The 22335-nt window shown below is 74.6% G+C and carries 17 protein-coding genes, 1 other RNA gene and 2 pseudogenes; 8 read left to right on the top strand and 12 right to left on the bottom strand.

Translation table 11 applies throughout. The features are described 5' to 3' along the window. Positions 1–11: 11 nt before the first annotated feature. Complete coding sequence (locus GEV43_RS28595; protein WP_160823341.1) at positions 12–1388, bottom strand: NAD(P)/FAD-dependent oxidoreductase; 1377 nt, start codon at positions 1386–1388, stop codon at positions 12–14. 385 nt (positions 1389–1773) lie between these two features. Between GEV43_RS28595 and GEV43_RS28590 the strand changes: the two genes are divergently transcribed. The 3 genes from GEV43_RS28590 (at position 1774) to GEV43_RS28580 (ending at position 7217) form a co-directional block, all read left to right on the top strand. Next, entirely contained in the window at positions 1774–2352 is a 579-nt protein-coding gene (locus GEV43_RS28590; protein WP_160823340.1) for a YbhB/YbcL family Raf kinase inhibitor-like protein, read from the top strand. A 262-nt stretch (positions 2353–2614) separates the two neighbouring features. After that, positions 2615–4666: a hypothetical protein gene (locus GEV43_RS28585; RefSeq protein WP_160823339.1), complete on the top strand. Its 2052-nt coding sequence runs from the start codon at positions 2615–2617 to the stop codon at positions 4664–4666. A 289-nt stretch (positions 4667–4955) separates the two neighbouring features. Then, a complete protein-coding gene (locus tag GEV43_RS28580; protein ID WP_175250149.1) occupies positions 4956–7217 on the top strand; it encodes a SulP family inorganic anion transporter in 2262 nt (753 codons plus the stop codon). A gap of 344 nt (positions 7218–7561) precedes the next feature. On the opposite strand, the gene GEV43_RS46985 is transcribed toward GEV43_RS28580, so the two are convergent. The 5 genes and pseudogenes from GEV43_RS46985 to GEV43_RS28560 all read right to left on the bottom strand — a co-directional run bounded on the left by GEV43_RS46985 (position 7562) and on the right by GEV43_RS28560 (position 11228). After that, entirely contained in the window at positions 7562–7822 is a 261-nt protein-coding gene (locus GEV43_RS46985) for a hypothetical protein (protein ID WP_164717151.1), read from the bottom strand. A gap of 248 nt (positions 7823–8070) precedes the next feature. Beyond that, positions 8071–8463, bottom strand: an RNA gene (rnpB, locus tag GEV43_RS28575) — RNase P RNA component class A. Positions 8464–8516: 53 nt separating this feature from the next. After that, positions 8517–9676, bottom strand: a pseudogene (locus GEV43_RS47325) (bifunctional RNase H/acid phosphatase); the annotation flags it as partial. Then, positions 9673–10416 carry a C4-type zinc ribbon domain-containing protein gene (locus GEV43_RS47670; protein ID WP_309239882.1) on the bottom strand — a complete coding sequence of 248 codons (744 nt, stop codon included), beginning with the start codon at positions 10414–10416 and terminating at the stop codon, positions 9673–9675. The gene GEV43_RS47670 and the pseudogene GEV43_RS47325, both read right to left, overlap by 4 nt. After that, positions 10413–11228, bottom strand: a complete 816-nt coding sequence (locus GEV43_RS28560; RefSeq protein WP_160823337.1) for a Nif3-like dinuclear metal center hexameric protein — start codon at positions 11226–11228, stop codon at positions 10413–10415. Before GEV43_RS28560 ends, GEV43_RS47670 begins: the two co-directional genes overlap by 4 nt. A 687-nt stretch (positions 11229–11915) precedes the next feature. Here GEV43_RS28560 and GEV43_RS28555 point away from each other — a divergent pair. The 3 genes from GEV43_RS28555 to GEV43_RS28545 all read left to right on the top strand — a co-directional run bounded on the left by GEV43_RS28555 (position 11916) and on the right by GEV43_RS28545 (position 13322). Then, complete coding sequence (locus GEV43_RS28555) at positions 11916–12386, top strand: pyridoxamine 5'-phosphate oxidase family protein (protein WP_160823336.1); 471 nt, start codon at positions 11916–11918, stop codon at positions 12384–12386. 260 nt (positions 12387–12646) lie between these two features. Next, positions 12647–12865 carry a DUF6191 domain-containing protein gene (locus GEV43_RS51240; protein ID WP_241683076.1) on the top strand — a complete coding sequence of 73 codons (219 nt, stop codon included), beginning with the start codon at positions 12647–12649 and terminating at the stop codon, positions 12863–12865. A 58-nt stretch (positions 12866–12923) separates the two neighbouring features. Next, a complete protein-coding gene (locus GEV43_RS28545) occupies positions 12924–13322 on the top strand; it encodes a hypothetical protein (RefSeq protein ID WP_160823335.1) in 399 nt (132 codons plus the stop codon). Positions 13323–13355: 33 nt separating this feature from the next. On the opposite strand, the gene GEV43_RS28540 is transcribed toward GEV43_RS28545, so the two are convergent. From GEV43_RS28540 to GEV43_RS28515, 6 genes are all read right to left on the bottom strand, one after another. Continuing rightward, positions 13356–15254: a class I SAM-dependent methyltransferase gene (locus GEV43_RS28540; protein WP_309239881.1), complete on the bottom strand. Its 1899-nt coding sequence runs from the start codon at positions 15252–15254 to the stop codon at positions 13356–13358. Then, a complete protein-coding gene (locus tag GEV43_RS28535) occupies positions 15251–16348 on the bottom strand; it encodes a glycosyltransferase (RefSeq protein ID WP_375539059.1) in 1098 nt (365 codons plus the stop codon). Before GEV43_RS28535 ends, GEV43_RS28540 begins: the two co-directional genes overlap by 4 nt. A gap of 158 nt (positions 16349–16506) precedes the next feature. Next, positions 16507–17559: an alpha/beta fold hydrolase gene (locus tag GEV43_RS28530; RefSeq protein ID WP_160823334.1), complete on the bottom strand. Its 1053-nt coding sequence runs from the start codon at positions 17557–17559 to the stop codon at positions 16507–16509. Beyond that, a complete protein-coding gene (locus tag GEV43_RS28525; RefSeq protein ID WP_160823333.1) occupies positions 17547–18479 on the bottom strand; it encodes an alpha/beta hydrolase in 933 nt (310 codons plus the stop codon). Before GEV43_RS28525 ends, GEV43_RS28530 begins: the two co-directional genes overlap by 13 nt. A 21-nt stretch (positions 18480–18500) precedes the next feature. Beyond that, a complete protein-coding gene (locus tag GEV43_RS28520; protein ID WP_160823332.1) occupies positions 18501–18785 on the bottom strand; it encodes an acyl carrier protein in 285 nt (94 codons plus the stop codon). A gap of 411 nt (positions 18786–19196) precedes the next feature. Next, positions 19197–20186 (bottom strand): alpha/beta hydrolase, encoded by a 990-nt coding sequence (locus tag GEV43_RS28515; protein WP_241683075.1) that lies wholly within the window; start codon positions 20184–20186, stop codon positions 19197–19199. Positions 20187–20563: 377 nt separating this feature from the next. On the opposite strand from GEV43_RS28515, the pseudogene GEV43_RS51235 reads away from it, so the two are divergent. Further along, positions 20564–21649 (top strand): annotated as a pseudogene (locus GEV43_RS51235) (HD domain-containing protein); the annotation flags it as partial. Positions 21650–21768: 119 nt separating this feature from the next. Continuing rightward, positions 21769–22335: a TGS domain-containing protein gene (locus GEV43_RS51230; protein WP_309240048.1), complete on the top strand. Its 567-nt coding sequence runs from the start codon at positions 21769–21771 to the stop codon at positions 22333–22335.

Genomic DNA, 22335 nt, shown 5'->3' with positions numbered 1-22335 from the left:
GCCGGCGGGGATCAGGCCGCCGTCTCCTCCTTCGGCTTGGCCGCGGGCTTGGCGTCGGCGAGGGCCGCGAGCTCGAAGTCGGCGCGCGGCTGCTCGACGGTCGCCAGCGAGACGGTCTCGCGCTTGAGGAACAGCGCGAGCGTCCAGTCGGCGAGGACGCGCAGCTTGCGGTTGAAGGTCGGCACCTTCGCGCCGTGGTACGAGCGGTGCATGAACCAGGCGGGCAGGCCCTTGACCTTGAACCCGTAGGTCTGCGCGACGCCCTTGTGCAGGCCGAGGCCGGCGACGGCGCCGACGTTGGAGTGCACGTACGGCTTGAGCGACTTGCCGCGCAGCGACCGCACGATGTTGTCGCCGAGGACCTTGGACTGCCGCACCGCGTGCTGGGCGTTCGGCGGGCAGAACATGCCCTCCTGCGTGAGGTCCGGGATCGCCGCGTTGTCCCCGGCGGTGAACGCCCGGACGAGGCCCTCGATGGTGAGGTACTCGGTGCCCTTGACCCGGCCGCGCTCGTCCACCGGCAGGTCGCCGTTCCGGACGACCGGCGACGGCTTCACGCCGGCGTTCCAGACGAGGGTGCCGGCCTCGAACGCGCTGCCGTCCGACAGCTCGATCCGGCCGTCCACGGCCGACTGGAGGAACGTCTTCATCTTGACGTCGATGCCGCGCCCGCGGAGCTGCTCGGCGGTCCACTTGCCCATGTCGGGGCCGACCTCGGGCAGGATCCGGTCGGCGGCCTCCACCAGCATGAACCGCAGGTCCTGCGGGGTGACCTTGCGCATGTACTTGGTCGCGTCGCGGGTCATGTCCTCCAGCTCGGCGACCGCCTCGACGCCGGCGAACCCGCCGCCGACGAACACGAAGGTCAGCGCCTTGCGGCGCAGCTCCTCGTCGTCGGTCGACTCGGCGATCTCCAGCTGCTCCAGGATGTGGTTGCGCAGGTGGATGGCCTCGCCGACGGTCTTCAGGGAGATGCCGTTCTCGGCCAGGCCGGGGATCGGCAGGATGCGCGGGACCGCGCCCGCCGCCATGACCAGGTAGTCGTAGGAGATCCGCTCGGGCGTCCCGGCCAGCGGCTGGAGGATCGCCCAGCCCTCCTCGTGGTTGAGCTCGGTCACGCGGGCCTTGCGCACGGTGCACTTCGGGAGCACCCGGCGCAGGGGCACGACGACGTGCCGCGGGGAGATGTTCCCGGCGGCGGCCTCGGGGAGGAACGGCTGGTACGTCATGTACGAGTTGGGGTCAACGATGGTGATCTTGACCTCGCCCCGCTTGAGCTCGCGGCGGAGCTTCTTCTGCAGGCGCAGCGCGGTGTACATGCCCACATAGCCGCCACCCACGATCAGGATGTGGGGAGCGCCAGGGGTTCCCTCGGCGGTCCTGGCCATTGCGGCCTCCAATGTCACGGTCGGCTTGTGAAGACATTCACAAACTACCGGATGGAACGTGCCCTACACCAACGATTAACGCCGAAAGAAGGCGAAAACTTTCCATATGGACAACTTGGACCGTTGCTAACCCTGTGAACTTCACCACTCCTTCCCATTTTTTCGGACAGGGAGGGACGAAGGCCACATGATGCATGTCACAGCGGCATTCTCTGGGAGCGCCGTCCCCTCAGGGGACGAAAGGCCCGTTCCACCCCCGCCGAACCCCTAAGGTTGGGGCCGACGAGGAAGGGGGCGCCGCCGGACGGGTGCGCGCATCGCCGAGATGAAGGGAAACCGGTCGAGCGCGGCGTACCATCTCGCCCGGGAGCGTATCGATTCGATGATGAGCAGAGAGCGGCGTCCGGTCGCGGCCGCGGCGGGCGCCTTGGCGCTCGCCGGTGCCCTGAGCGGCTGCGGGCTGATCGGCCAGCCCCAGAACAAGAGCGCCGAGCTGTCGGAGTGGTTCACCGTGACCAGCCCGGTCTTCCGCGATGGTCAGGACTTGCCCACGCGGTACGGCTGCGCGACGTACCCTGGCGGGCAGGGCAGGACTCCGCCGCTGCGGTGGTCGGGGGCGGCGCCCACCGAGACCCGTTCGTTCGCGATCGTCATGGACGACCCGGACGCCTCCAACGGCGCCTACGTCCACTGGGTGATCGCGGGCATCGACGGGACCACGCACGAGCTCGTCGAGGGCGCCAAGCTGCCCAGGACGGCCGAAGGACTCAACACCGGCAAGAAGGTGGGCTACGCGCCGCCCTGCCCGCCCAAGGGGGAGCGGCACCGCTATCGATTCACCATCTACGCACTGGACGACCCGGCGCCGTTCGGGAACGGCGCCAAGCTGAAGGATTCGCTGGCCGCCATCGCCGAGCACACGGTGGGCCGGGGGCGGATCACCGGGAACTTCGGCAGCAAGTAGACGCGTTGACCCTGGGGCCTGTGAGCGCAGAGTCAGGGCGGACCCCTCGTGGGGGCGGAACTGACTGGGGCGCGGCGGTCGGCCGGATTGGCCGATCGGTGCGCGCCGTGTGAGGGTAAATGTGCGCGAAGGGTGTGACAACGGTCATAGCGGTCGGTCAGAATCGGCATAGGTCCGCCGGGCACCGACCGTCGGCGAACATCGGGACGAACCCGCGGTCCGCGCCGGCGACTCTCGCCGGGCCAAGGCATTGGGTGGTGGCATGACAACTTACATCGTGGTCTTCGGCCTCATTGTGGTCGTGGTCCTGGTGGTCGTCCTCGTGGCCTTGGGCATGCGGGCCAGCAGGGCGGGCCAGGACGACGACGACTGGGACGACCAGCCGCAGCCGCAACCACGCGGCCGCCGCGGCGTCCCGGCCGAGGACATGGGCCAGGACGCCATGGGCGGCGGCTACGACAACGGGTACGACGAGGCGGGCTACGACGCGGCCGGCTACGACGGCGCCCAGTACGGCCCCGGCTCGGCGGACCCCGGCTACGACCGCCGCGTCGCCGGCGCACCGGGCGGCGGCCAGGGCGGTCCTGGCGGTCCTCAGGGCGGCGGTCCGCTCGCCGCTCCCGCCGCGGCCCCGGCTCCGCCCCCGCCCGCTCCCGCCGGTCCGGCTTCCGACGAGATGGAAGACGACGACTACTGGGCGACCATCACGTTCGACAAGCCCAAGTTCCCCTGGCAGCACGACGGCCAGCCCGAGCGCTCCGAGGCCGAGATGGCCGCCGACCCGCTCAACAACCCGCAGGCGCCGGCGGCCGAGCAGCACGCCCCGCCCGCCGCCGAGCCTCCCAACCTCACCCAGCCGGTCCCGATGGGCGCCGACCTGCACGCCCTGGGCGGCGTGTCCGGCCCGCCGCCCGCGCCGCAGGGCCCCGGCGGCCCCGGTGGTCCCGGCGGGATGGGCACCGGGCCGCAGCCGAGCGGCACCAACCCGTTCCCCGGCGGCTCCCCGTTCGGCGGCGACCCGAGCGCGACCGCCAACGACGGCATCCCCGCCGACATCGGCGGCCACGGCCAGCAGGGCCCGTACGGCCTCGGCGGCCCGGGCGGCCCCGACCAGCCGGTGTACGGCCACGAGCAGCAGCCCTCGTACGGCGCGCCCGACCCGTCCGGCTACGGCGGCCAAGACCCGTCCGGCTACGGCCAGGAGCAGCCGTCCTACGGCGGCGACCCGTCCTCGCCGTTCGGCGTCCCCGAGCAGCAGCCCGCGTACGGCTCCGCGCAGGACCAGCCGTCCTACGGCGGCGCGCAGGACCAGCCCGCGTACGGCGGCCAGCCCGAGCAGCCCGGCCCGTACGGCGGCGGCCAGGACCAGCCGTCGTACGGCGACTACGGCTCCGACCCGCTCGGCTCCCGTCCCGCCGCGGCGGCCTCGCCTCCGCCGCCCCCGCAGGGCCGCCCCGACGCGTTCGACATGCCGCTGTCGCCGCCCGCCCCGAACGCGCCGGACCCGCGCGCGTCCGACCCGCTCGGCCTGCCCCTCGGCCGCACCGAGGAGCCGGCGCCTCCGCCCGCGCCGCCCGCGCCCCGTCCGGCCGGGTCCGACACCGACAACCACAAGCTCCCGACGGTCGACGAGCTGCTCCAGCGCATCCAGACCGACCGGCAGCGCACCTCGGGCCCGTCCGACCAGGGCGGCTCGTACGGCGGCGGCTCCCTGAACGACCCGCTCGGCGACCCGCTCGGCAGCGGCTCGTTCGGCACCGGCGGCGGCGCGGGGATCGGCGGCTCCAGCACCGGCCCGTGGGCGCCGCCCCCGTCGTCCGGACCGCCGTCCGGGCAGGGCGGTTACGACAGCGACCCGGCGGGCTCGACCATGAGCTACGGCGGCGGCCTGCCCGCCGGAGGCTCCGGCTACGGCCAGGGTTCGCAGAACGACGGCTACCCGGCGTCGCCCGCCTACGGCGACTCGTCCCGCTACGACGACCCGCTCGGCGGGTCCGGGCGCGACTCGTACGGCTCGGGCCAGGGCGGCGGGATGAGCCCCGCGCCGACCGGCGAGCCCGGCCGCTACGGCGACTTCAGCGGCAGCAGCTACAACGGCGCCGACCCGCTGTCCGCGCCGTCCGACCCGGGCGGCTCCGGCGGGAACTATGACCCCAACGCCACACAGGCGTACGGCTCCGGCTACATGAACCAGCAGAGCGGCGGCTACCAGGCCCCCTCCGGCGGCGACACCGGCCCGTACGGCTCGTCGTACCCCGGTTCCGACCAGCGCCAGCCCGACGACTGGGAGAACCACCGCGACTACCGCCGCTGACAGCGTTCCCAACGCCGCGAGGCCGTCCTGAAAGGACGGCCTCGCGGCGTTTTGCCACCCCGTCACCGAACAAGCCCCCGGCCTCCCCCAGCCCGAACGTCCGCGCCCCGTGACGCAGGACCGGTCGCCCCTCGGAGGCATGAGCGGGCGGCTTTGGGAGTGCTGTGCCCGGGTCCGGCGGGACGGGTGGTCGGGATGGTGTTCGTGCTGCGTGCGAGGGCTTGGCGCGTTGTCGGCAGATCGTGGTTCTATACGCTAGGTGACTACAAAGCCACTCAACGTATCGACATTGCGACGAGACGTGCTCGCGTCGTTCGTCGTCTTCCTCGTCGCGATCCCCCTGTCCCTCGGCATCGCGGTGGCGTCCGGCGCGCCCGTCGCGGCGGGGCTGATCGCCGCCATCGTGGGCGGGATCGTGGCGGGGCTGCTCGGCGGGTCGCCGCTCCAGGTGAGCGGGCCCGCGGCGGGCCTCACCGTGATCGTCGCCGAGCTCGTGCAGACCTACGGGTGGCGTGCGACGTGCACGATCACCCTGCTCGGCGGGCTGCTGCAACTCGGGCTCGGCGCGTGCCGGGTCGCCCGTACGGCGCTGGCGGTGTCCCCCGCCGTGGTGCACGGCATGCTCGCCGGGGTCGGCGCGGTCCTCGTGCTCGCGCAGATCCACGTGGTGCTGGGCGGGAGCCCGCAGCACTCGGCGCTCAGCAACCTGCGGGAGCTGCCCGGGCAGATCCTGCACCCCCACTCGCATCCGGCGCTGCTCGGCGCGCTGACGATCGCCGTCCTGGTGGTGTGGGCGCGGCTGCCGAAGCGCGCGAAGGGCCTCGGCGCGGTGCCTCGCTGGATTCCGGGCCCGCTGCCCGCGATCGCGCTCGCCACGCTCGCCGCGTGGGCGCTCGGCTGGGACGCCGAGCGCGTCGACCTGCCCGGCTCGCTGCTGGACGGCTGGCACGCGCCCGTCCTCCCGCACGGGCCGCTGCCCGGGATCGTCGGCGCGGTGGTGTCGGTCGCCGTGGTCGCGGCCGTCGAGTCGCTGCTGTGCAGCGTCGCGATCGACCGGGCGCGGCCGGCGGGCGTGCCGCGCGCCGACCTCGACCGCGAGCTGTTCGGGCAGGGCGCGGCGAACGCGGCGTCCGGGCTGCTCGGCGGCCTGCCGATCGCGGGCGTGATCGTCCGCAGCACGGCGAACGTCGAGGCGGGCGCGCGCAGCCGCCGGTCGACGGTGCTGCACGGCGTCTGGGTGCTGGTGCTCGCGCTGTCGTGCGGCCCGGTCATCGAGCAGGTGCCGCTCGCCGCGCTCGCGGCGCTGCTCGTCGTGCTCGGCGTTCGGATGATCGACACCGCGCGGGTGCGGGCCCTGCGCCACCACCGCGAGGCGCCCGCCTACTTCGCGACGCTGGTCGGGGTCGTGGCGCTCGGGCTCGGCGAGGGCGTGCTGCTCGGCATCGGGATCATGGCGCTGACGGCGCTGCGGCGGCTGACGGCGCTGTCGGTACGGGTCGAGCAGCTCGTCCCGGCGGCGGGGGACGGCCCGGTGCCGCCGCGCTGGCACGTGGTCGTGGAGGGGACGCTCACGTTCCTCGGGGTGCCGAAGGTGACGCGCGTCCTCCAGGGGATCCCGCCCGGCTCCAGCGTCGACCTCGACCTGGACGTCGACTTCATGGACCACGCCGCGTTCGACGCGATCCACGCCTGGCGGCTCGCCCACGAGCGCCAGGACGGGAAGGTGGACATCGACGAGGTCCACGAGACCTGGTACGAGAACGCGGTGACGGGCGACATGACCCCGCAGCGCAAGTCTCCCCCTCCCGCCCGCTGGTGGGCTCCCTGGGCCGACCGCGCCCGGCGCGCCGAGACGGGCCCCGAGCTCGACGCCCCGGACGTCTCGCCGAGCGCCCTGCTCCTCGCCGGCGTCCGGGAGTACCACGGGCGCACCGCGCGCCTCGTCCGGCCGATCATGGCGGAGCTGGCGTTCGCGCAGAAGCCCGAGCACCTGTTCATCACCTGCGTCGACTCGCGCGTGGTGCCCAGCATCATCACCGCGAGCGGGCCCGGCGACCTGTTCATCAACCGCAACGTCGGCAACCTGGTCCCCCGGCACGGCTCGCGGGTCCCGGACGACTCGGTGGCCGCGACCGTCGAGTACGCCACCGAGGTCCTCGGCATCCGCACGATCACGGTGTGCGGGCACTCCAACTGCGGCGCGATGGCCGCGCTGCTCGCGGGCGGCGCCGAGGTCGAGCACCTGCCGGGCCTCGCGCGGTGGCTGAGGCACGGCAACCACAGCCTCGCCCGCTTCCTCGCCGCCGAACCGGCGGACGGCCCGCCGCTCGCCCGCCTCTGCCAGGCCAACGTGGCGCAGCAGCTCGACAACCTGCTCACCTACCCCTGGCTGCGCAACCGGGTGGAGGCGGGCAGGCTCGAACTGGTCGGCCTCTACCTCGATCTGGAGACCGCGAACGTGCGGATCCTGGACCGCCCGGCCGGGACGTTCGTCCCCGTCCCCGGCGAGACGCCCGACGACGACCCGCACGACGCGGGCGCCCTCGCCTGATCCCCCGGCGCCGCCGCCCGTCCCGTACGGCCTGAACGCGCCCGGTCGCCCATTCCCCGGCCCCCGAGGAGTGGTGCGAACACCGCAGCCTTAACGCCGCGCCCTCGACGGCCTGACCACTCAACGGCTTAACGGCGCGGTTCGGGAGGTCGTTCGAACAGAGAGGCGCCCGCGCGTCGAATGCCCGCGCGGGCGCCTTCGTTCGTTCCGTCCCCGTGCCGGGGCGGCGGCCCGACTCATGCGGCCGCCTCCCGTCCCCCGCCCGTTCCGGCGGGGCCCGTGCACGTGGGCCCCGCCGGAAGGGAGGGGCGTGGGCCGTCCCGCCGCGGACGGCCCACGCCGGGTCAGCGGCCTACGAGCTGGTCGTCGCCGCCCCGGAGATAGTCGATTTCGTCGTTTCCGTGGATTTCGCCGTCCTCGCCGCCGTCGAGGAAGTCGCCGCCGCGGATGTACATGCCCGTCACCTTGCGCGCCCGCCGCGCGCGCCGGTTCGAGGCTGGAAGGAACAGCGCGTCGCGCCGGCTGGCCCGGGCGAAGTCCGCCAGGTAGAGCACGGACGCCAGCAGTCCGATGAGCCCGAACATCACGACCAGGATGATGAACATTCGGCGCTCCTCTCTGCGGGACACGTACCGGGTGTCCCGCCGCCGCCACCGCCGATCTCCCCGAGGTGACCGGCTGTACCTGAGACGTTAGGCGCGCTGTTTTGGATCCTTTGTGTCGTGTGACCCGAAGCCGTCGAGATCCGCACCACTCCGGCGCTTTTTTTGCTCAACGCCGGATTATGGGAACGTTTCAGGAATGCAAAGGGGATTCGCCCGATCGGCGGGGCCCCGATCGGCGGGGGCGGGGGTGGACGAGCCGGCCTGTAAGCCGGGTTCTGTGCTCCGCCGCTCGCGCGGCGGGCGACGGCCATCCATCTCGGGACGCCGTTGCCGGCGTCCTCCAGCGGTCTACCCGCAGGCTCGGGCGGGCCGCCCTCGAACGCCTGCGCGGGAAGCGCCGCTTCCCTTCTTGACCTTGCTCCGGGTGGGGTTTACCGAGCCGCCCACGTCACCGTGGGCGCTGGTGAGCTCTTACCTCACCGTTTCACCCTTACCACCGGCGGACCGGTGGCGGTCTGCTTTCTGTGGCACTGTCCCGCGGGTCACCCCGGGTCGGCGTTACCGACCACCCTGCCCTGTGGAGCCCGGACTTTCCTCGGCGGGAGCCCGGAGGCCCCCGACGCGGCCGTCCGGCCGGCTCGTCCACGCCTAGGTTAGCGCCTCCCGCCCCCGCGGATTCCCGCCCCTCGGCGTGGAGGTGGTGGGTGTCGTTGAACGAGCTGAGGGACGCCGGGCCGTCGTCGTACCAGTCGATCGCCGACAGGGACGCCACGTCCAGGCGCATCCGGTAGAGCGCGCCCATCGGCGCGCCGAGGGCCTCCCGCACCAGCAGCTTGATCGGCGTCACGTGCGAGACGAGCAGCACGGTCCGGTGCCGGTAGCGCACCTTGAGCTTGTCGAGGGCCGTGCCGACGCGCCGCGCGACCTCGGCGAAGCTCTCCCCGCCGGGCGGCGCCACGCCGGGGTCGGCGAGCCACGCCTTCAGGGCGGCGGGCGAACGTTCGCCGGCCTCGCGGAACGTCAGGCCCTCCCACTCGCCGAAGTCGGTCTCGCGGAAGCCGTCCTCGACCCGTACGCCGGCTCCGGTGACGGCCGCGACCTCGGCGGCGGTGTCGCGGCACCGGACGAGCGGCGAGGTGACGATCGCGTCGATCCCCCGGTCCTCCAGCGCGAGCGCGGCGGCGCGGGCCTGCGCGCGCCCCGCCTCGGTCAGCGGGAACTCGCCGATCCCCGCGAACCGCTTCTCCGCCGACAGCGGCGTCTCGCCGTGCCGCAGCAGCAGCGTCCGCGTGGGGCGGACGTCGCCGTGGACCAGCCCGGCGCCTCGCTGTCCGCGCCGTCCCGCGCCTGCGCGGCCGCCCGGTCCGAGGTGGCCTCCCGGTCCGGCGCGGGGCCGTCGGCCGGGGGGTCCTCCTCGATCTTGCGGACCCAGTGCTCGCCGCGTGCCGCGGCGTCCATGGCCTCGTTCGCGAGGCGGTCGGCGTGCGCGTTGCGGTCGCGGGGGATCCAGCCGTACGACACGGGGCCCAGTTCGGACGCCAGGTCGCGGGCCTCCAGGGCGAGCGGCACCATGTCCGGGTGCTTGATCTTCCAGCGGCCGGACATTTGCTCCACCACGAGCTTGGAGTCCATCCGCACCTCGACGCGGGCGGACGGGTCGATCTCCGCCACCGCCCGCAGCCCCGCGATGAGCCCCCGGTACTCGGCCACGTTGTTGGTCGCGTGCCCGATCGACTCGGCGACCTCCGCGAGCACCTCGCCGGTCAGCGCGTCGCGCACCAGCGCCCCGTACCCGGCGGGCCCCGGGTTGCCCCGGGAGCCTCCGTCGGCCTCGATGACGAGCCTGCGCGTCACAGGCCCGACTCGGGGGTGCGGACGAGGATGCGGCGGCACTCCTCGCAGCGGATGACCTCGTCGTCGGCCGCGGCCCGGATGCGGTTGACGTCGACGGTGTTGAGCGCGAGGTGGCAGCCCTGGCAGGCGCCGCGGTGCAGCCTGGCCGCGCCGACGCCGCCGAACTGGCCGCGCAGCTTCTCGTAGAGCGCGAGCAGGTCCTCGGGGACGTCCTTGACGACGGCGGTACGGGCCGCGCCGGTCGTCCCCGCCTCCTCGTCGATCTGCTTCTGGGCGGCGTCGCGGCGCTCGGCGAGTCCGGCGAGCTCCTCCTGCGCGGCCGTCTGGTCCGAGCGCAGGGAGGCGACCCTGCTCTCGGCCTCCTCGCGCCGTTCCATGATCTCCAGGACGACCTCCTCCAGGTCGCCCTGGCGGCGGTGCAGCGACTCGATCTCGGCCTGGAGGCCGCTCAGGTCCTTGGCCGAGGTGACCTGCCCGGAGTCCAGCCGCTTCTGGTCGCGGTCGGCGCGGGCGCGGACCTGGTCGACGTCCTGCTCGGCCTTGCGCTGCTCCCGGTCGAGGTCGCCGACCTCCGTCTCGGCCGCCACGATCGCGTCGCGCAGCTCGGTCAGCCGGCCGTCGAGCCGTTCGATCTCCGCCAGCTCGGGCAGGGTCCGGCGGCGGTGCGCCAGCCGGTCGAGCGAGCTGTCGAGCTCCTGGAGGTCGATCAGGCGTAGCTGGGCTTGCGGTGCGGCTTTCACTTCACTCCTTCGTCATGCAGGTTCCACGCGTCGGTGACGAGCGTGGACACCCGGGTCTCCAGGTCGCCTCCGGCGGCCGAGGCCAGCCGCCGCTCCGCGTCGGCGAGCCACGGCCACTCGGTCGCCCAGTGCGCGGCGTCGACCAGGGCGGGCCCGCCGCGCTCGGTGAACTCCGAGGCGGGATGGTGCCGCAGGTCGGCGGTCAGGTATGCGTCGACCCCCGCGGCGCGCGCCGCGTCGAGCAGCGAGTCGCCCGCGCCGCCGCACACCGCGACGGTGCGGACCGTCCGGGCGGGATCGCCGGCGGCGCGGACGCCCTGCGCGGTGGCGGGCAGCCCGGCCGCCGCGCGGGCGGTGAACTCCTTCAGGGTCAGCGGCTCGGCGAGGTCCCCGACGCGGCCGAGGCCGCGGCGCGGGTCGTCCGGGGCGGGCGCCAGCGGGCGCAGGTCCCCGGCGAGGCCGACGGCCCGCGCGAGCGCGTCCGACACGCCGGGGTCGGCCACGTCGGCGTTGGTGTGCGCGGTGAACAGCGCCACGTCGTTCTTGATCATGCGGTGCACCAGCCGGCCCTTGGGCGTGGTCGCCGGGACGCCGTGCACCCCCCGCAGCAGCAGGGGGTGGTGGGTGACGACCAGGTCGGCGCGCAGGTCGAGCGCCTCGTCCACGACGGCGGCCACCGGGTCGACCGCGAACAGCACCCGGCGGACGGGCGCGTCCGGCTCGCCGCAGACCAGGCCGACGGCGTCCCAGGACTCGGCCCACGACGGCGGATAGAGGTCTTCGAGGGCCGCGACGACATGGGATAGGCGCACGTCCCGCAGGCTACCGCCCCGGAGGGCTCCAGCCGAGCCACCGGCGGTCACCGCCCGGCGCCGGGGTCTGGAACGATGGGACAGGGAGAGCCCGACCGATGGGAGATCGTGATGTCGGTTCCCACCGACGCATCCGGCCCGGGGCCCGCCAGGCCCGGCGCGGCACCCGGACCCGTGTCCGGCGTGACCGGCCAGGCACCCGGACCGACGACCGACGTGCCCGGCGCGGCACCCGCACCACCGCCCGCCGCACCAGGCGCGGCACCCGCGCCGCCGCCCCCGCCCCCGACCCCCGCCCACTCCGCACGCCGCACCCGCACCGCCGAACGCTCCGCACGCGGCACCGGTACCGCCGAACGCTCCGTATCCGGCGCCCGCACCGCCGCCCGCTCCGTACGCCGCGCCCGTTCCCCCCGCGTACGGCACGCCGGAAGCTCCTGCCATCTCGTACGGCACGTACGAACCCCGCCGCCCACCGCACAGGCACAACCGCCCACCGCGTCACCGGCGGCCATGCCACCGGAGGCCATGTCGCCCGGTGCCGCGCCGCCAGGACCCGTGCCGCCGGCGACAGCTGTGCCGCCGGCGGGCGCGCCGTCCGCAGCCGCGCCGCCGGGGGCGCTGTCGCCGCCTGATCGGTTCTCGGGGGCCGCGTCCGTCCCGGAGCCTCGGGCGGAGCGGCCGTACATGCCCGGGTACCGGCTGAAGGGGCCCGACGAGGGGAGCGGGCTGCTGCCCTGGTCGTGGGCGCTCGAACGGATCAAGGCCGCGCGCAACTTCTGGCTGTGCACCGTCCGGCCGGACGGGCGCCCGCACGCGATGCCGGTGTGGGGCGCCTGGTCCGGGGACGCGCTCATGTTCAGCAGCAGCGTGCCGTCCCGCAAGATCGTCAACCTGCGGCTCAACCCGCAGGTGGTGGTGACCACGGAGGAGGCGGAGGACCCGGTGGTGATCGAGGGCCGGGCGGAGATCGTCACCGAACCGCGCGCCTTGCAGCGGTTCATCGACCTGGTCAACGCGAAGTACTCCACCGGCTATCGTGTGGATTTCCTGGATCCCGCGGTGAACGCGACGGTAGCGGTGCGGCCACAGTGGGCATTCGGACTCAGACAGGGAGACTTCACCGGCTCTCCCACCCGCTGGTCGTTCGGGCGTTGAATGGGCCGGGCGACCGCGCGGGCGGACGCCCGGGACGTTCGGGGACGAACGGCTCGCGGGATCATTTCGGAGACTCATCGCGTTGGAGAGTGTGTGAAGTCACCCTTTCGCCGCCGCAAGCGCCTGAAGGGCCGTACGCCGGCCAAGCCCAAGCCGTCCGAGCAGGAGGTCGTCGACTGGCCTCAGGAGGGCACGGGCAAGTCGTCCCTGATGGGCGCCATCCGGGGGACGGCGAGACCGGCGCCGGGTTCGGCGGCGGCATGTTCGAGGACCTCGCGTCCGCCTTCGAGGGCTCCAAGAAGGTCAAGCAGGAGGAGCAGCAGCGCGAGCGGCTGCTCCGCCAGGACGACCACCAGGTCGCGGGCTCCGGGCGGGACGACCTCGACTCCGGCAAGATCCGCATCCGCCGCAACGGCGCGTCCGGGCCCGCGGACGCCTCGGAACCGGCGGGACCCGCGGGACCGCCCTTGCCCGAGTAACGAACTTGTGTCCGGTTTGTTTCGAACATAGGTTCGAACGTCGGGTTATCGTGAACGGGTGAGCACCTACGTTCCCCCCGGCTGGCCCGCGCAGGTGCACCCACCGGGCACCGAGCGCTTCGAGGACACCGCGCTGTCGTGGCTCCTCGAACTCGTGCCGCCGGAGTACCGCCGCTACGGGGTCCTGCGGCGCTACCCGATCGCGCTGGCGCGGATGGCGCGGCACCACGTCAACGCCTCGGTGGACGCGGCCCGCGAGGGGTTCCGCACCGCCCGGGTCGACCTCGCCGAGATCGTCCCGCCGCACGGCGTCGAGGCCGTCCTGGAGACCTACCGGCGCGAGGGCGGCCGCCTCGTCTCGCTCCTCCAGGCCATCGAACTCGTCGAGACCGCCCTGCGCGGCGAGGCCGAGCCCGACGACCCCGCCCACCGCCGCCCGTTCCGCCCCAAGTTGTGACCGAGGCCGTTCGCGGCCTGGGCTTGGACGGGATCAGCCTTCGTCCTTCCGGGCGAGGATGCGGTAGGCGTTGCTCGTGCCCGGGACCAGCGGGACGAGCAGCCGGTCGAGGAGCAGCGCGGGCAGGAGCAGCGGGGCGGCGACCGCGAGCCCGGCGGCGCGGCGCGCGCGGTCGGCGGGGCGCGGCGGGCGTACGGACCAAGGGCGTTCGGGCGGCGGCGCGACGGCGTTGAGCGCGACGGCGACGGTGCCCACGAGGTCGCCGCCCTGTCCGGCGCGGCGGCGTTCGCGCGCGACGACGCGGAATCCGCGCGCGGCGAGGGCCTTGTCCACGTTGCCCATCGGCATCAGGTGCAGGTGCTGCGGCTGGAGCCAGTACGGCCAGAAGCGGCCGAGGCGCCGGCCGAGGCGCGACCCGGGGTCGGGCAGCTCGATCAGCAGGTGCCCGCCGGGCCGCAGGACCTTGGCGGCGGCGTCCAGCTCGGCCTGCGGGTCCGGCCGGCGCCCCAGGTAGTGGTGCATGCTGACCACGTCGTACCGTCCGGCGAGGTCGTCCAGCATCTCGGTGAACGGCCGCCGGTGCGCGCGCCGCACCCATCCGCGCCGGGCCGCCTCGCCGATCCCGGCGCCGAGGTCGAGGCCGTCGAACGCGGTGCCGGGCAGGACGGTGCGGGCGGTCCGGCAGAAGTGGCCGTGCCCCGCGCCGACGTCCAGCCAGGTACGGGGCGTCAGGTGTCCGGCGACCAGTTCGGCGCGGGCGCGGTGGACGCGCCCGCCCCGCGCGGCGGCGAGGCGTTCGAACTCCTCGGCGCCGAGCCCGTCGGAGAGGTCGCGGTGGTGGAACGCCAGTCCGGCCTCGGTGAGCCGCGGGTTCTGGAAGACGTGCCCGCAGCCGCCGCACCGTTCGACAGTGAACCGGCCGGGCTTGGCCTGGACGACGTCGCCGCTGGTCAGCAGCTTCCGGAGCGTCCGCGATCCGCACCAGGGGCAGTCGTCGCGGCGCGGCTCCAGGAACCGCAGGACGCCCTGCGCGAGGTCGGGACGGTACGCCCTGCGGGCCCGTTCCACGCGTTCGGCGCGGCGCCGGTCGTACGCGGACGGCGGGCCGGTGAGCGTGCGCCACCACGTCCACGGCGTCCGGACGAGCCGCAGCAGCGCGCCGCTGTGCAGGTCGCGCGGCGAGACCGGAGTGCCCGCGAACACCGCGTACGGCGCGGCGCAGTAGGCGAGCGCGGCGACCGGCCCCCACGCCGGGTCGGAGAGCAGCGCGGCCAGCACGGCGGCGTACCCGAGCATCGACCCGCCGACCGTCCGCGCCACCGACACCCCGAGCCCGCGCAGCCACGCCGCGCGTGCCCGGCAGTGCCCGGCGCGCGGCGTGGTGTGGCACGGCACGACCGCGAGGTCGGCGGCGAACGCCGTTCCATCGGCGTCCGGGACCTGTTCCGCGTACTGCCGCAGCCGGACGGTGAGCGCCGCGTACTCGCCGGCGTCCAGCGCGCCCGCGCGGGCCCCGGCGCGTTCGAGCAGCCCGACGTCGACGATCGTGGCGAACCCGGCGCCGCGCCCGCGCGCGACCGGGTCGGTGCGGTAGGCGGCGGCGTCCACGGTGCGGGCGAGGTCGAACGCCCGGTCGACGGGCAGGTCCGCCGGGACGAGGTCGAGCACCTGGAGGCCGCGCTCGCGGGCGTACGCGGCGGCGGCGCGGCGGGCCGGGCCGGACAGCACCGCGCCGTCCACCGTGATCAGGCCGTACGGCTCGTCGCCGCCGCCCGCCGCGCGCGTCCCGTCCCAGCACAGCGGCTCGCCGCCGCGGCCCGCGACGTCCACGCGGCGCAGCGGGGCGAGGCGGCGGCGGAGCCGGAACGCGTGCAGCGCCACGCCCGCCGTCACGAGAACGGGCAGCGCGGGCAGCGCGGGCAGCCAGGTCACGTCAGCTTCTCCAAGCGGTCGGCGGCCTCCGCCGCGCCGCCGGCCGCGGCGAACGAGTCGCGCACCCGTCCGGCGGCCTCCCGGTAGGCGGCCTCGCTGAGCACGGCGTCCAGCGCCTCCCGCAGCTCGCCGGCGCGGACGCGGCCGAACCGGACCGCGATCCCCGCGCCGGACGCCTCCACCTGCCGCGCCGTGACGGGCTGGTCGCCGCGGACCGGCGCGACGACGAGCGGCAGGCCGTTCGCGAGGGACTCGCACACCGTGCCGTGGTCGCCGTGGGAGACGACCGCCGCCATCCGTTCGAGCAGCTTGAGCCGGGGAACGTGCTCGCGGACGAGGACGTTCGGCGGCGGGTCGGCGAGGACGCCGGACGGCGCGGCGAACACGGCCTGCACGTCCATGCCGCGGACGGCGTCCTCGGCGACCCGGAAGAACCGTTCGCCCGGCGAGCCGTCGAGCGTGACGAGCACGGCGGGCCGCCCGTCCAGCCACTGCCAGGGGAAGTCGCACGTCTGCCGGCGGCCGGACGCGGGCCCGACGAACGCGAAGTGGTCGGGGAAGAACGACACGTCGCCGACCAGCGCGCCGGTGCAGAACGCCAGCACCAGATGGTCGGAGAAGCGCAGGTCGATGAGGTCCTCATCCGCGATGCCGTGGGAGAGCTGGAACCCGGCGATCAGCTCCCGCACCCACTCCTCGACCTTCGGCAGCGCCGCGAGCGGCCGGGCGAACTCCGCGGACGTCGCCGCGGACGTCGCCCACGGCAGCCCCCGCCGCCGCGCCGCGACCGGCGCCGCGAGCACGTGCTGGTCGGCGATCACCACGTTCGGCCGGAACCGGTCGATCGCCGCCTCCACGCCCGGCAGCATCGCCTCCCCGAGCGGAACGACGAAGTCCTCCCACAGGAACCGCAGCGCCGCCGGGCCGCGCAGCCGTTCCCACTCGTTCCGGACCTCTTCGATGCCGTCCGCGAACGGCGCGCCGCAGGCGGGCAGGATGCGCGAGCCGCTCCGCAGCATGCGTTCGAGCGCGGGTTTGTGCCCCGTCCAGGCGACGTTGTGGCCGCGCCGGGCCAGCTCCGCGCCGACGGCCACGGTAGGCGCGACATGCCCGGCGATCGGCGGCACAGCGAACAGAAACCGCCGCTTCGGTCCGTCGCCGCCCCGCACCGACCGACCGCCCCCAGCCCCGACGCCGCTTCCGGCCCCGGCCCCGGCCCCGAACAGCGAGGGAACCTGCACCCGCCGCCCACTCACGCCACACCCCCGATCCCCAAGCCGCCCCGAACAACCGCACCAGGGGCAACGACCCCAGCCGAAGCCACTCCCCCGGACACCGCCCTACCAGCGGATGCACCGGCGGACGCCCCGAGACTGGGCGCAGCGGCGATCGCCCCGGAAGCGGTCGCAGCGGCGGTCGCCCCGGAAGCGGCCGCAGCGGCGGTCGTCGTGGCAGCGGTTGTCGCGGGAACGCTTGCCGCCCTGGCAGGAACGGTCGTCGCGGCAACAGGCGCGGCCGTCGTGGGAGCGGTTTCGGCTGTCGCGGCGGGTACGCGGGTGCCCGCGTGGTGGGCGAGCCAGGGAAGCATGATCTCCAGGAGTGGGGCCGTGCCGTCGCGGAAGGCGGTGCGGACGTGGCCGGGCAGGACGTGCAGCGTGCAGTCCGGGACGGTGCGCAGCAGCAGCCGCCCGGCCCCGGCGATGTCGGAGCGCTCCCCGTACACCGCGAGGAGCGGACACCTGATGCCTGCGAGGTCGTCCGGGCGGACCGGCTCGAACGCGGAGATGTCGGCGGGCCGTTGGCCGTCCATGGCGGGTGCGGGGCGGTTGGGGCGGTTCGGGGTGTCTTCCGGCGGGGCGTCCTCGTGTCCGGTGGGCCCGTACGCCTCGATGAGGACGAGCCCGGCGACGCGTTCGGGACGGGCCAGCGCGGCGTTCAGCGCGGCGGCGCCGCCGAGGCCGGTGGCGACCAGATACACCGGGTCGCGGTGGCCGAGGCCGTCGAGGACCGCGAACAGGTCGGCCACCGCGCCGTCCGTTGCGGGCCCGCGTGCGGTGGGCCCGGCCGGGCCGGACGCGGGCTGCTCGTACAGGACGGCCCGCGCGCCCGCCTCGGCGAGCGGCCCGGCGAGCGCGTGGTGGAAGCCCTCCAGGTCGTCCGGCAGGGGGCCGGGCACGAACGCCACCACCGGCGGATCGGCGCGGGCACCGGCGCGCGGACCGTTCGGCGGGCCGTGGGATGTCCCCCCGCGCGGGTCGACGGTCCGCACGGGGAACCGGGCTCCGCGTTCGGTCACTTCGGACATGTGTCCTCCTCCAGGAACGTGGTCAGCAGTCGCGTCAGGCGCGCCCGCGCCGTGATGTGCAGGTCGTGCCCACCCGCCAGGACGTGGCGGCGGGACCGGGGCAGCGCGCGTTCGACCGGTTCGGCGGCCGGACGGAACGGCGAGTCCGTCCCGACCACGGCGAGTACCGGCAGCGTCCCGAGCGCGGCCAGCTCTTCGGCGGTGACGGGCGGGTCTGCCGCTAGTTCGTCCAGTACGCGTGTCTCGTGCAGCAGTCCGGCCAGCCGCCGCCGTCCGCCGCTGTCGGGCCGCCGCGACGCCTGCCGTACGAGCGCCGCCACGCCGGGACCCGCGCCGTCCCGCGCGGCCTCGGCCAACGGCGCGCCGCCCGCGCAACGCGACTCGCCCGCCGCTCGCGCTCCGGCCGTCGCCACGACTCGCGCGGCCCTTGGCGGCGAAGCCTCTGCGATCAAGGCCGCTCCAGGCACGGCGGTGGCCCACGCGGGCACCTTGGCGGACGCGGGCGGTCGGACGGCCCGCGGGGAGGGGAAGGGCGGGTCGATGAGGGCCAGGCGGGTCACGCGGCCGGGATGGGCGAGGGCAAGGCGGACCGCGACCGAGGCGCCGTGGCCGTGGCCCGCGATCGCGAACGGCGGCAGATCGGCGGTCAGTTCCGCGAGGTCGGCGGCCATCGCGGCGGCGCCGTAGCCGGTCGCGGTGCGTTCGCTCATGCCGTGACCGCGCCAGTCGGGCAAGCGGACACGGCGCGTGCGGGCCACGGCCGGGGCGATGGTGAAGAACCACGACGCCGCGCTACCGGTGAACAGTTCGTGCAGCATCACCACCGGCTCCCGCCGCAAGGCCCGCCGGGGCGCCGCGGGCTTCGCGGGGGTGAGGTCGATGACGTGGAACCGCGCGTCGCGCGTGTGGACGAAGGACATGGCGGGAAGCCTGCGGACGGGTCAGACGCCGGCGGGCCGGACTCGCGGCCCGAGGTGGCGGACGAGGTCGCCGACCGTCAGGTTCGTGAGCCGGTCCAAGTCCAGGTCGGCCACGAACGCGGCGAGGTCGGTCCCGTCGCCGTAGCGGTCCCGTACGCGTTGCGCGAGCGCGACGAACTCGATGCTCTCCAGCGCCAGTTCCTCGTTGAACGCGGTGTCCATGCCGATCTCGACGTCCTGGAGGAAGTCCTCCCCGACGACTTCGACCAGCATCCGCGCGATCTCGCCGAGGATGTCGTCCGCCATGCTCACTTCTCCCCCATGTCGTTCTCTCCTGCCGGACGGTCCGGACGGTCCGGGCGTGCGGCCGAGGTTCTCGGCGGGGTGGAGGGGGTGGGGGTTCGCTGTTGTGTTGCCGCAGTCATTCGCCGCCCCCCGACGTCGCGCGCGGACGGACTTGGCCGCGCGGCTCGAAACCCTGGCTGGCTGCGACACACTACGGTCGGCGACCGGGTTCTCACGGGGGCGACACACCAGGGAGCGTCGTGATTGCCCGGTCTCCAAAGCGTCTTTGGGGCGGCCTTTGGCTCGGGGTTACGCGGGTGGGTCAGACGGTGGCGGGGAGGCGTCGCTGGGGGCGGATGCCGTGGCGGACGGTGCCCTCGTCCAGCCAGCGGTCGAGGTGCTCCCAGGTGGACGTGCGCGCGGAACGGCCCGTCAGGACCCCGAGGTGCCCGCCGGGGCGGTTTCGAAGCGGACCTGCGGGGCGGCGGCGAGGAGATGCGTCAGGGGGTGGACGGACGGGACGGGGGCGAGGGCGTCGCCGCGTCCGGCGATGGCCAGCACCGGCACGCGGATTCGGCCGAGGTCGGCGCGGCGGCCCCCGACGTCGATTCCGTCTTCGGCCAGCGCGTTGTCCCTCAAAAGCGCACGATAAACCTGCCTGGCGGTACGTCCGGGGTAGGCGAGCATCGTGTTCGTGAAATTATCGACCGCCTCGATCTGGGCCAGAAACTCGGTATTGTCAAGGTTGGTCATCACCTTGTAAGGGCGCAGCACGTATTTGTCGAACCCGGCGAGCTGATAGGCGCGCCGTACGACCGGTCGCGGCACGCCGCCCAGCAGGACGCTGAGCAGATCGACCTCGGTGCCGCGGGTCAGGCGGGCGAGCGGCCGGAGCGGTGCGGCGAGCCGGATCTCGCGGACGTCGACCGGGGTGGCGATCGCGGCGATCGAGGCGATCGGCAGGTCCGGGTCGGCGGCGGCGGCGAGCAGCGCGAAGATCCCGCCGAGGCACCAGCCGACGAGCTGCACCGGCTGCCCGCCGGAGTCGCGGCTGACGGCGCGGATCGCGCCCGGCAGCACCTCCCCGACCCACTCCTCGAAGCCCAGGTCGCGGTCCGCGAACCCGATCGGGCCGTAGTCGAGCAGGTAGCCGATCCGGCCCGCGTTCACCACGTGCTCGGCGAGGCTGCACCCCCTGCGCAGGTCGTAGCAGCGCGCCGGCGCCGCGAGCGGCGGGACGAACAGGACCGGCGGCCCGGCCGGCACCACCCCCTCCGGCGGCCGGTAGCGGTAGACCGACCGCTTCGGCCCGTCGTCGACCATCTCCGTCGGCATGGGGCGCAGATCGGCGACGTGGCCGTACAGCAGCTTGTGGGTCAGGTTGGACGCGGCGGTGCGCAGGCTGCGGGGAGAGGGCATCATTTCGCTATTATCCAGCTCCATTCGGGGACGGGACGTCGGCGGCAATGACCAAAGGCGGCCCGGCGGTGTACGGGGCATGGCGACCTGCCCTTACCCGAGACAGTTATCACGGTCACATGAAGGGCGTGTTAAATAGTCTTGACAGCGGGGGGTCCGATCCAAGTAATGGACGCCCGCAAAGCGGCCGGGCGGTCACGCGGCGTGCCCGGGGCCCGTTCCGCCACGCCCGGCCGGCGCGCGCCCGGACGCGGCCGGATCCCGCCACCGCCAGGGGCATCGGCCGCCCCCCGCTTCCGGCCGCGCGGCGCCGTCCCGCATAATGCCAGTTACACCCCGTAGCAGTCGCGCTACAGGGCAGGCAGCCAGATGGGTGCGCCATGACGACCCTCGATCCGGCGAGTTCCGCGGGCCCTGGCCCGGGGGCGTCCGCGGCCCCGGGGCCGCCGCTGCGCCGCCGCAGGTTCCCGGTGCCGCTGCGCCGCCGCGCCGGGGCCGTGCCCGACCCGGCGCGCGCGGCCGTCGCCCCGCTGATCGACGCGCACCGGTCCGCCTGCCCCGGCGGCGACGAGGCCGGGCTGCTGTACGGCTACACGGTCGCCGAACGGCTCCACCGCGGGCAGCTCCGCAAGTCGGGCGCCCCCTACATCACCCATCCGCTCGCCGTCGCGATGATCCTCGCGGGGATGGGCCTGGACACGACCACGCTCGTCGCCGCGCTGCTGCACGACACCGTCGAGGACACCCCGTACACCCTCGGGGAGGTCCGCGCCGACTTCGGCGAGGAGGTCGCGGTGCTGGTGGACGGCGTCACCAAGCTGGACGGCGAGCGGTGGGGCGACCGGGCCGAGGCCGAGACCTTCCGCAAGATCGTGCTCGCCGCCTCCGCCGACCTGCGGGTGCTGGTGATCAAGCTGGCGGACCGGCTGCACAACCTGCGCACGCTGCGGTTCCAGCCCGCGCACAAGCGCGCCCGCTACGCCAAGGCGTCGCACGAGCTGCTCGTGCCGTTCGCCGAACGGCTCGGCATCCACGTCCTCAAGCGCGAGATGGACGACCTGGCGTTCGCGGCCCGCTCCCCCGAGGCGCACCGCGCGACCGCCGCCGCGATGCGCGTCGCGCTGCGCGAGGCCCGCGGCGCGTTCGGCCCGGCGGTGGCGCGGCTGCGGTCCTCGCTCGCCGAGCACGGGCTCCGGGGCAGCATCGAGATCCGCCCCTCGCACCTGTACGCGGTGCACCAGGCCCTCGGCGGCGACCTCGCCGGGCTGCGGCCGAGCGACGCCGCGCGGCTGCTGCTGCTGGTCGACGGCGGCGTCCAGGACTGCTACGTCGCGCTCGGCGCGGTGCACGCGGCGCTGCACCCGATCCCGGGGCAGGTCCGCGACTTCATCGCTCTGCCGAAGGACAACCTGTACCGGTCGCTGCACACCCGGGTGATCGACCCCGGCGGCGACCCCTTCGAGGTGATCGTCCGGAGCCGGGCCATGCACCCGGTCGCCGAGTACGGCATCGTCGCGCACATCCGCGAGGCGGGCGACGACGGCGCGGCCACCGCCGACGCCGTCGCGGGCCGCCGCGACCTGGTGTGGCTGAGCCGGCTGCTCGCCTGGCAGTCGGGCGTCCCGTCCGCCGAGTTCCTCGACCAGCTCCGCGCCGACCTCGCGTCCGGCGGCGAGGCCGTCTTCACCCCGTCGGGCGAGATCGTGCCGCTGCCCCGGGCGCGACCGCGCTGGACTTCGCGTACGCGCTCGGGCCCGGCACCGGCGACCGCTCGATCGGGGCCCTCGTCAACGGACGGCTCGCGCCGCTGTCGGCGGAGGTGCGCAGCGGCAACGTGGTGGAGATCCTCACCGACCCGGGCGGCTCGCCGTCGGAGGACTGGCTCGGCTTCGCGACGACCGCGCAGGCCCGCGTGCACATCGGGCGGCGGCTCGCGCGGCGGCGCGCCGACGAGGCCGCCGAGGCGGGCCGCCGCCGCCTCGTCCGCGCCCTCGCGGGCCGCCGGGTCGACCTGCTGGCCGCCGAGGCGCACGGCGACTCGCTCGCCGTCGCGCGCGACCTCGGCTACGCCGAGATCGACGAGATGTACGCCGCTCTCACCTCGGGCGGCCTCAGGCTGGACGACCTCCTGGCGCGCTTCACCCGCGCCTGA

This window comes from Actinomadura sp. J1-007, assembly GCF_009793335.1.
In the GTDB taxonomy this organism is placed as follows: domain Bacteria; phylum Actinomycetota; class Actinomycetes; order Streptosporangiales; family Streptosporangiaceae; genus Spirillospora; species Spirillospora yumaensis.
Note: the sequence above shows the minus strand (reverse complement) of the source record. Positions and strands in the feature narration are given on the sequence as shown.

Coding starts and splice junctions, on each gene's coding strand:
- GEV43_RS28555 (WP_160823336.1), top strand. CDS start 11,916: ATGCCCGGGTACCGGCTGAAGGGGCCCGACGAGGGGAGCGGGCTGCTG.
- GEV43_RS28525 (WP_160823333.1), bottom strand. CDS start 18,479: ATGTCCTTCGTCCACACGCGCGACGCGCGGTTCCACGTCATCGACCTC.
- GEV43_RS28585 (WP_160823339.1), top strand. CDS start 2,615: ATGACAACTTACATCGTGGTCTTCGGCCTCATTGTGGTCGTGGTCCTG.
- GEV43_RS51240 (WP_241683076.1), top strand. CDS start 12,647: ATGTTCGAGGACCTCGCGTCCGCCTTCGAGGGCTCCAAGAAGGTCAAG.
- GEV43_RS28520 (WP_160823332.1), bottom strand. CDS start 18,785: ATGGCGGACGACATCCTCGGCGAGATCGCGCGGATGCTGGTCGAAGTC.
- GEV43_RS28590 (WP_160823340.1), top strand. CDS start 1,774: ATGAGCAGAGAGCGGCGTCCGGTCGCGGCCGCGGCGGGCGCCTTGGCG.
- GEV43_RS28530 (WP_160823334.1), bottom strand. CDS start 17,559: ATGTCCGAAGTGACCGAACGCGGAGCCCGGTTCCCCGTGCGGACCGTC.
- GEV43_RS28515 (WP_241683075.1), bottom strand. CDS start 20,186: ATGATGCCCTCTCCCCGCAGCCTGCGCACCGCCGCGTCCAACCTGACC.
- GEV43_RS28595 (WP_160823341.1), bottom strand. CDS start 1,388: ATGGCCAGGACCGCCGAGGGAACCCCTGGCGCTCCCCACATCCTGATC.
- GEV43_RS46985 (WP_164717151.1), bottom strand. CDS start 7,822: ATGTTCATCATCCTGGTCGTGATGTTCGGGCTCATCGGACTGCTGGCG.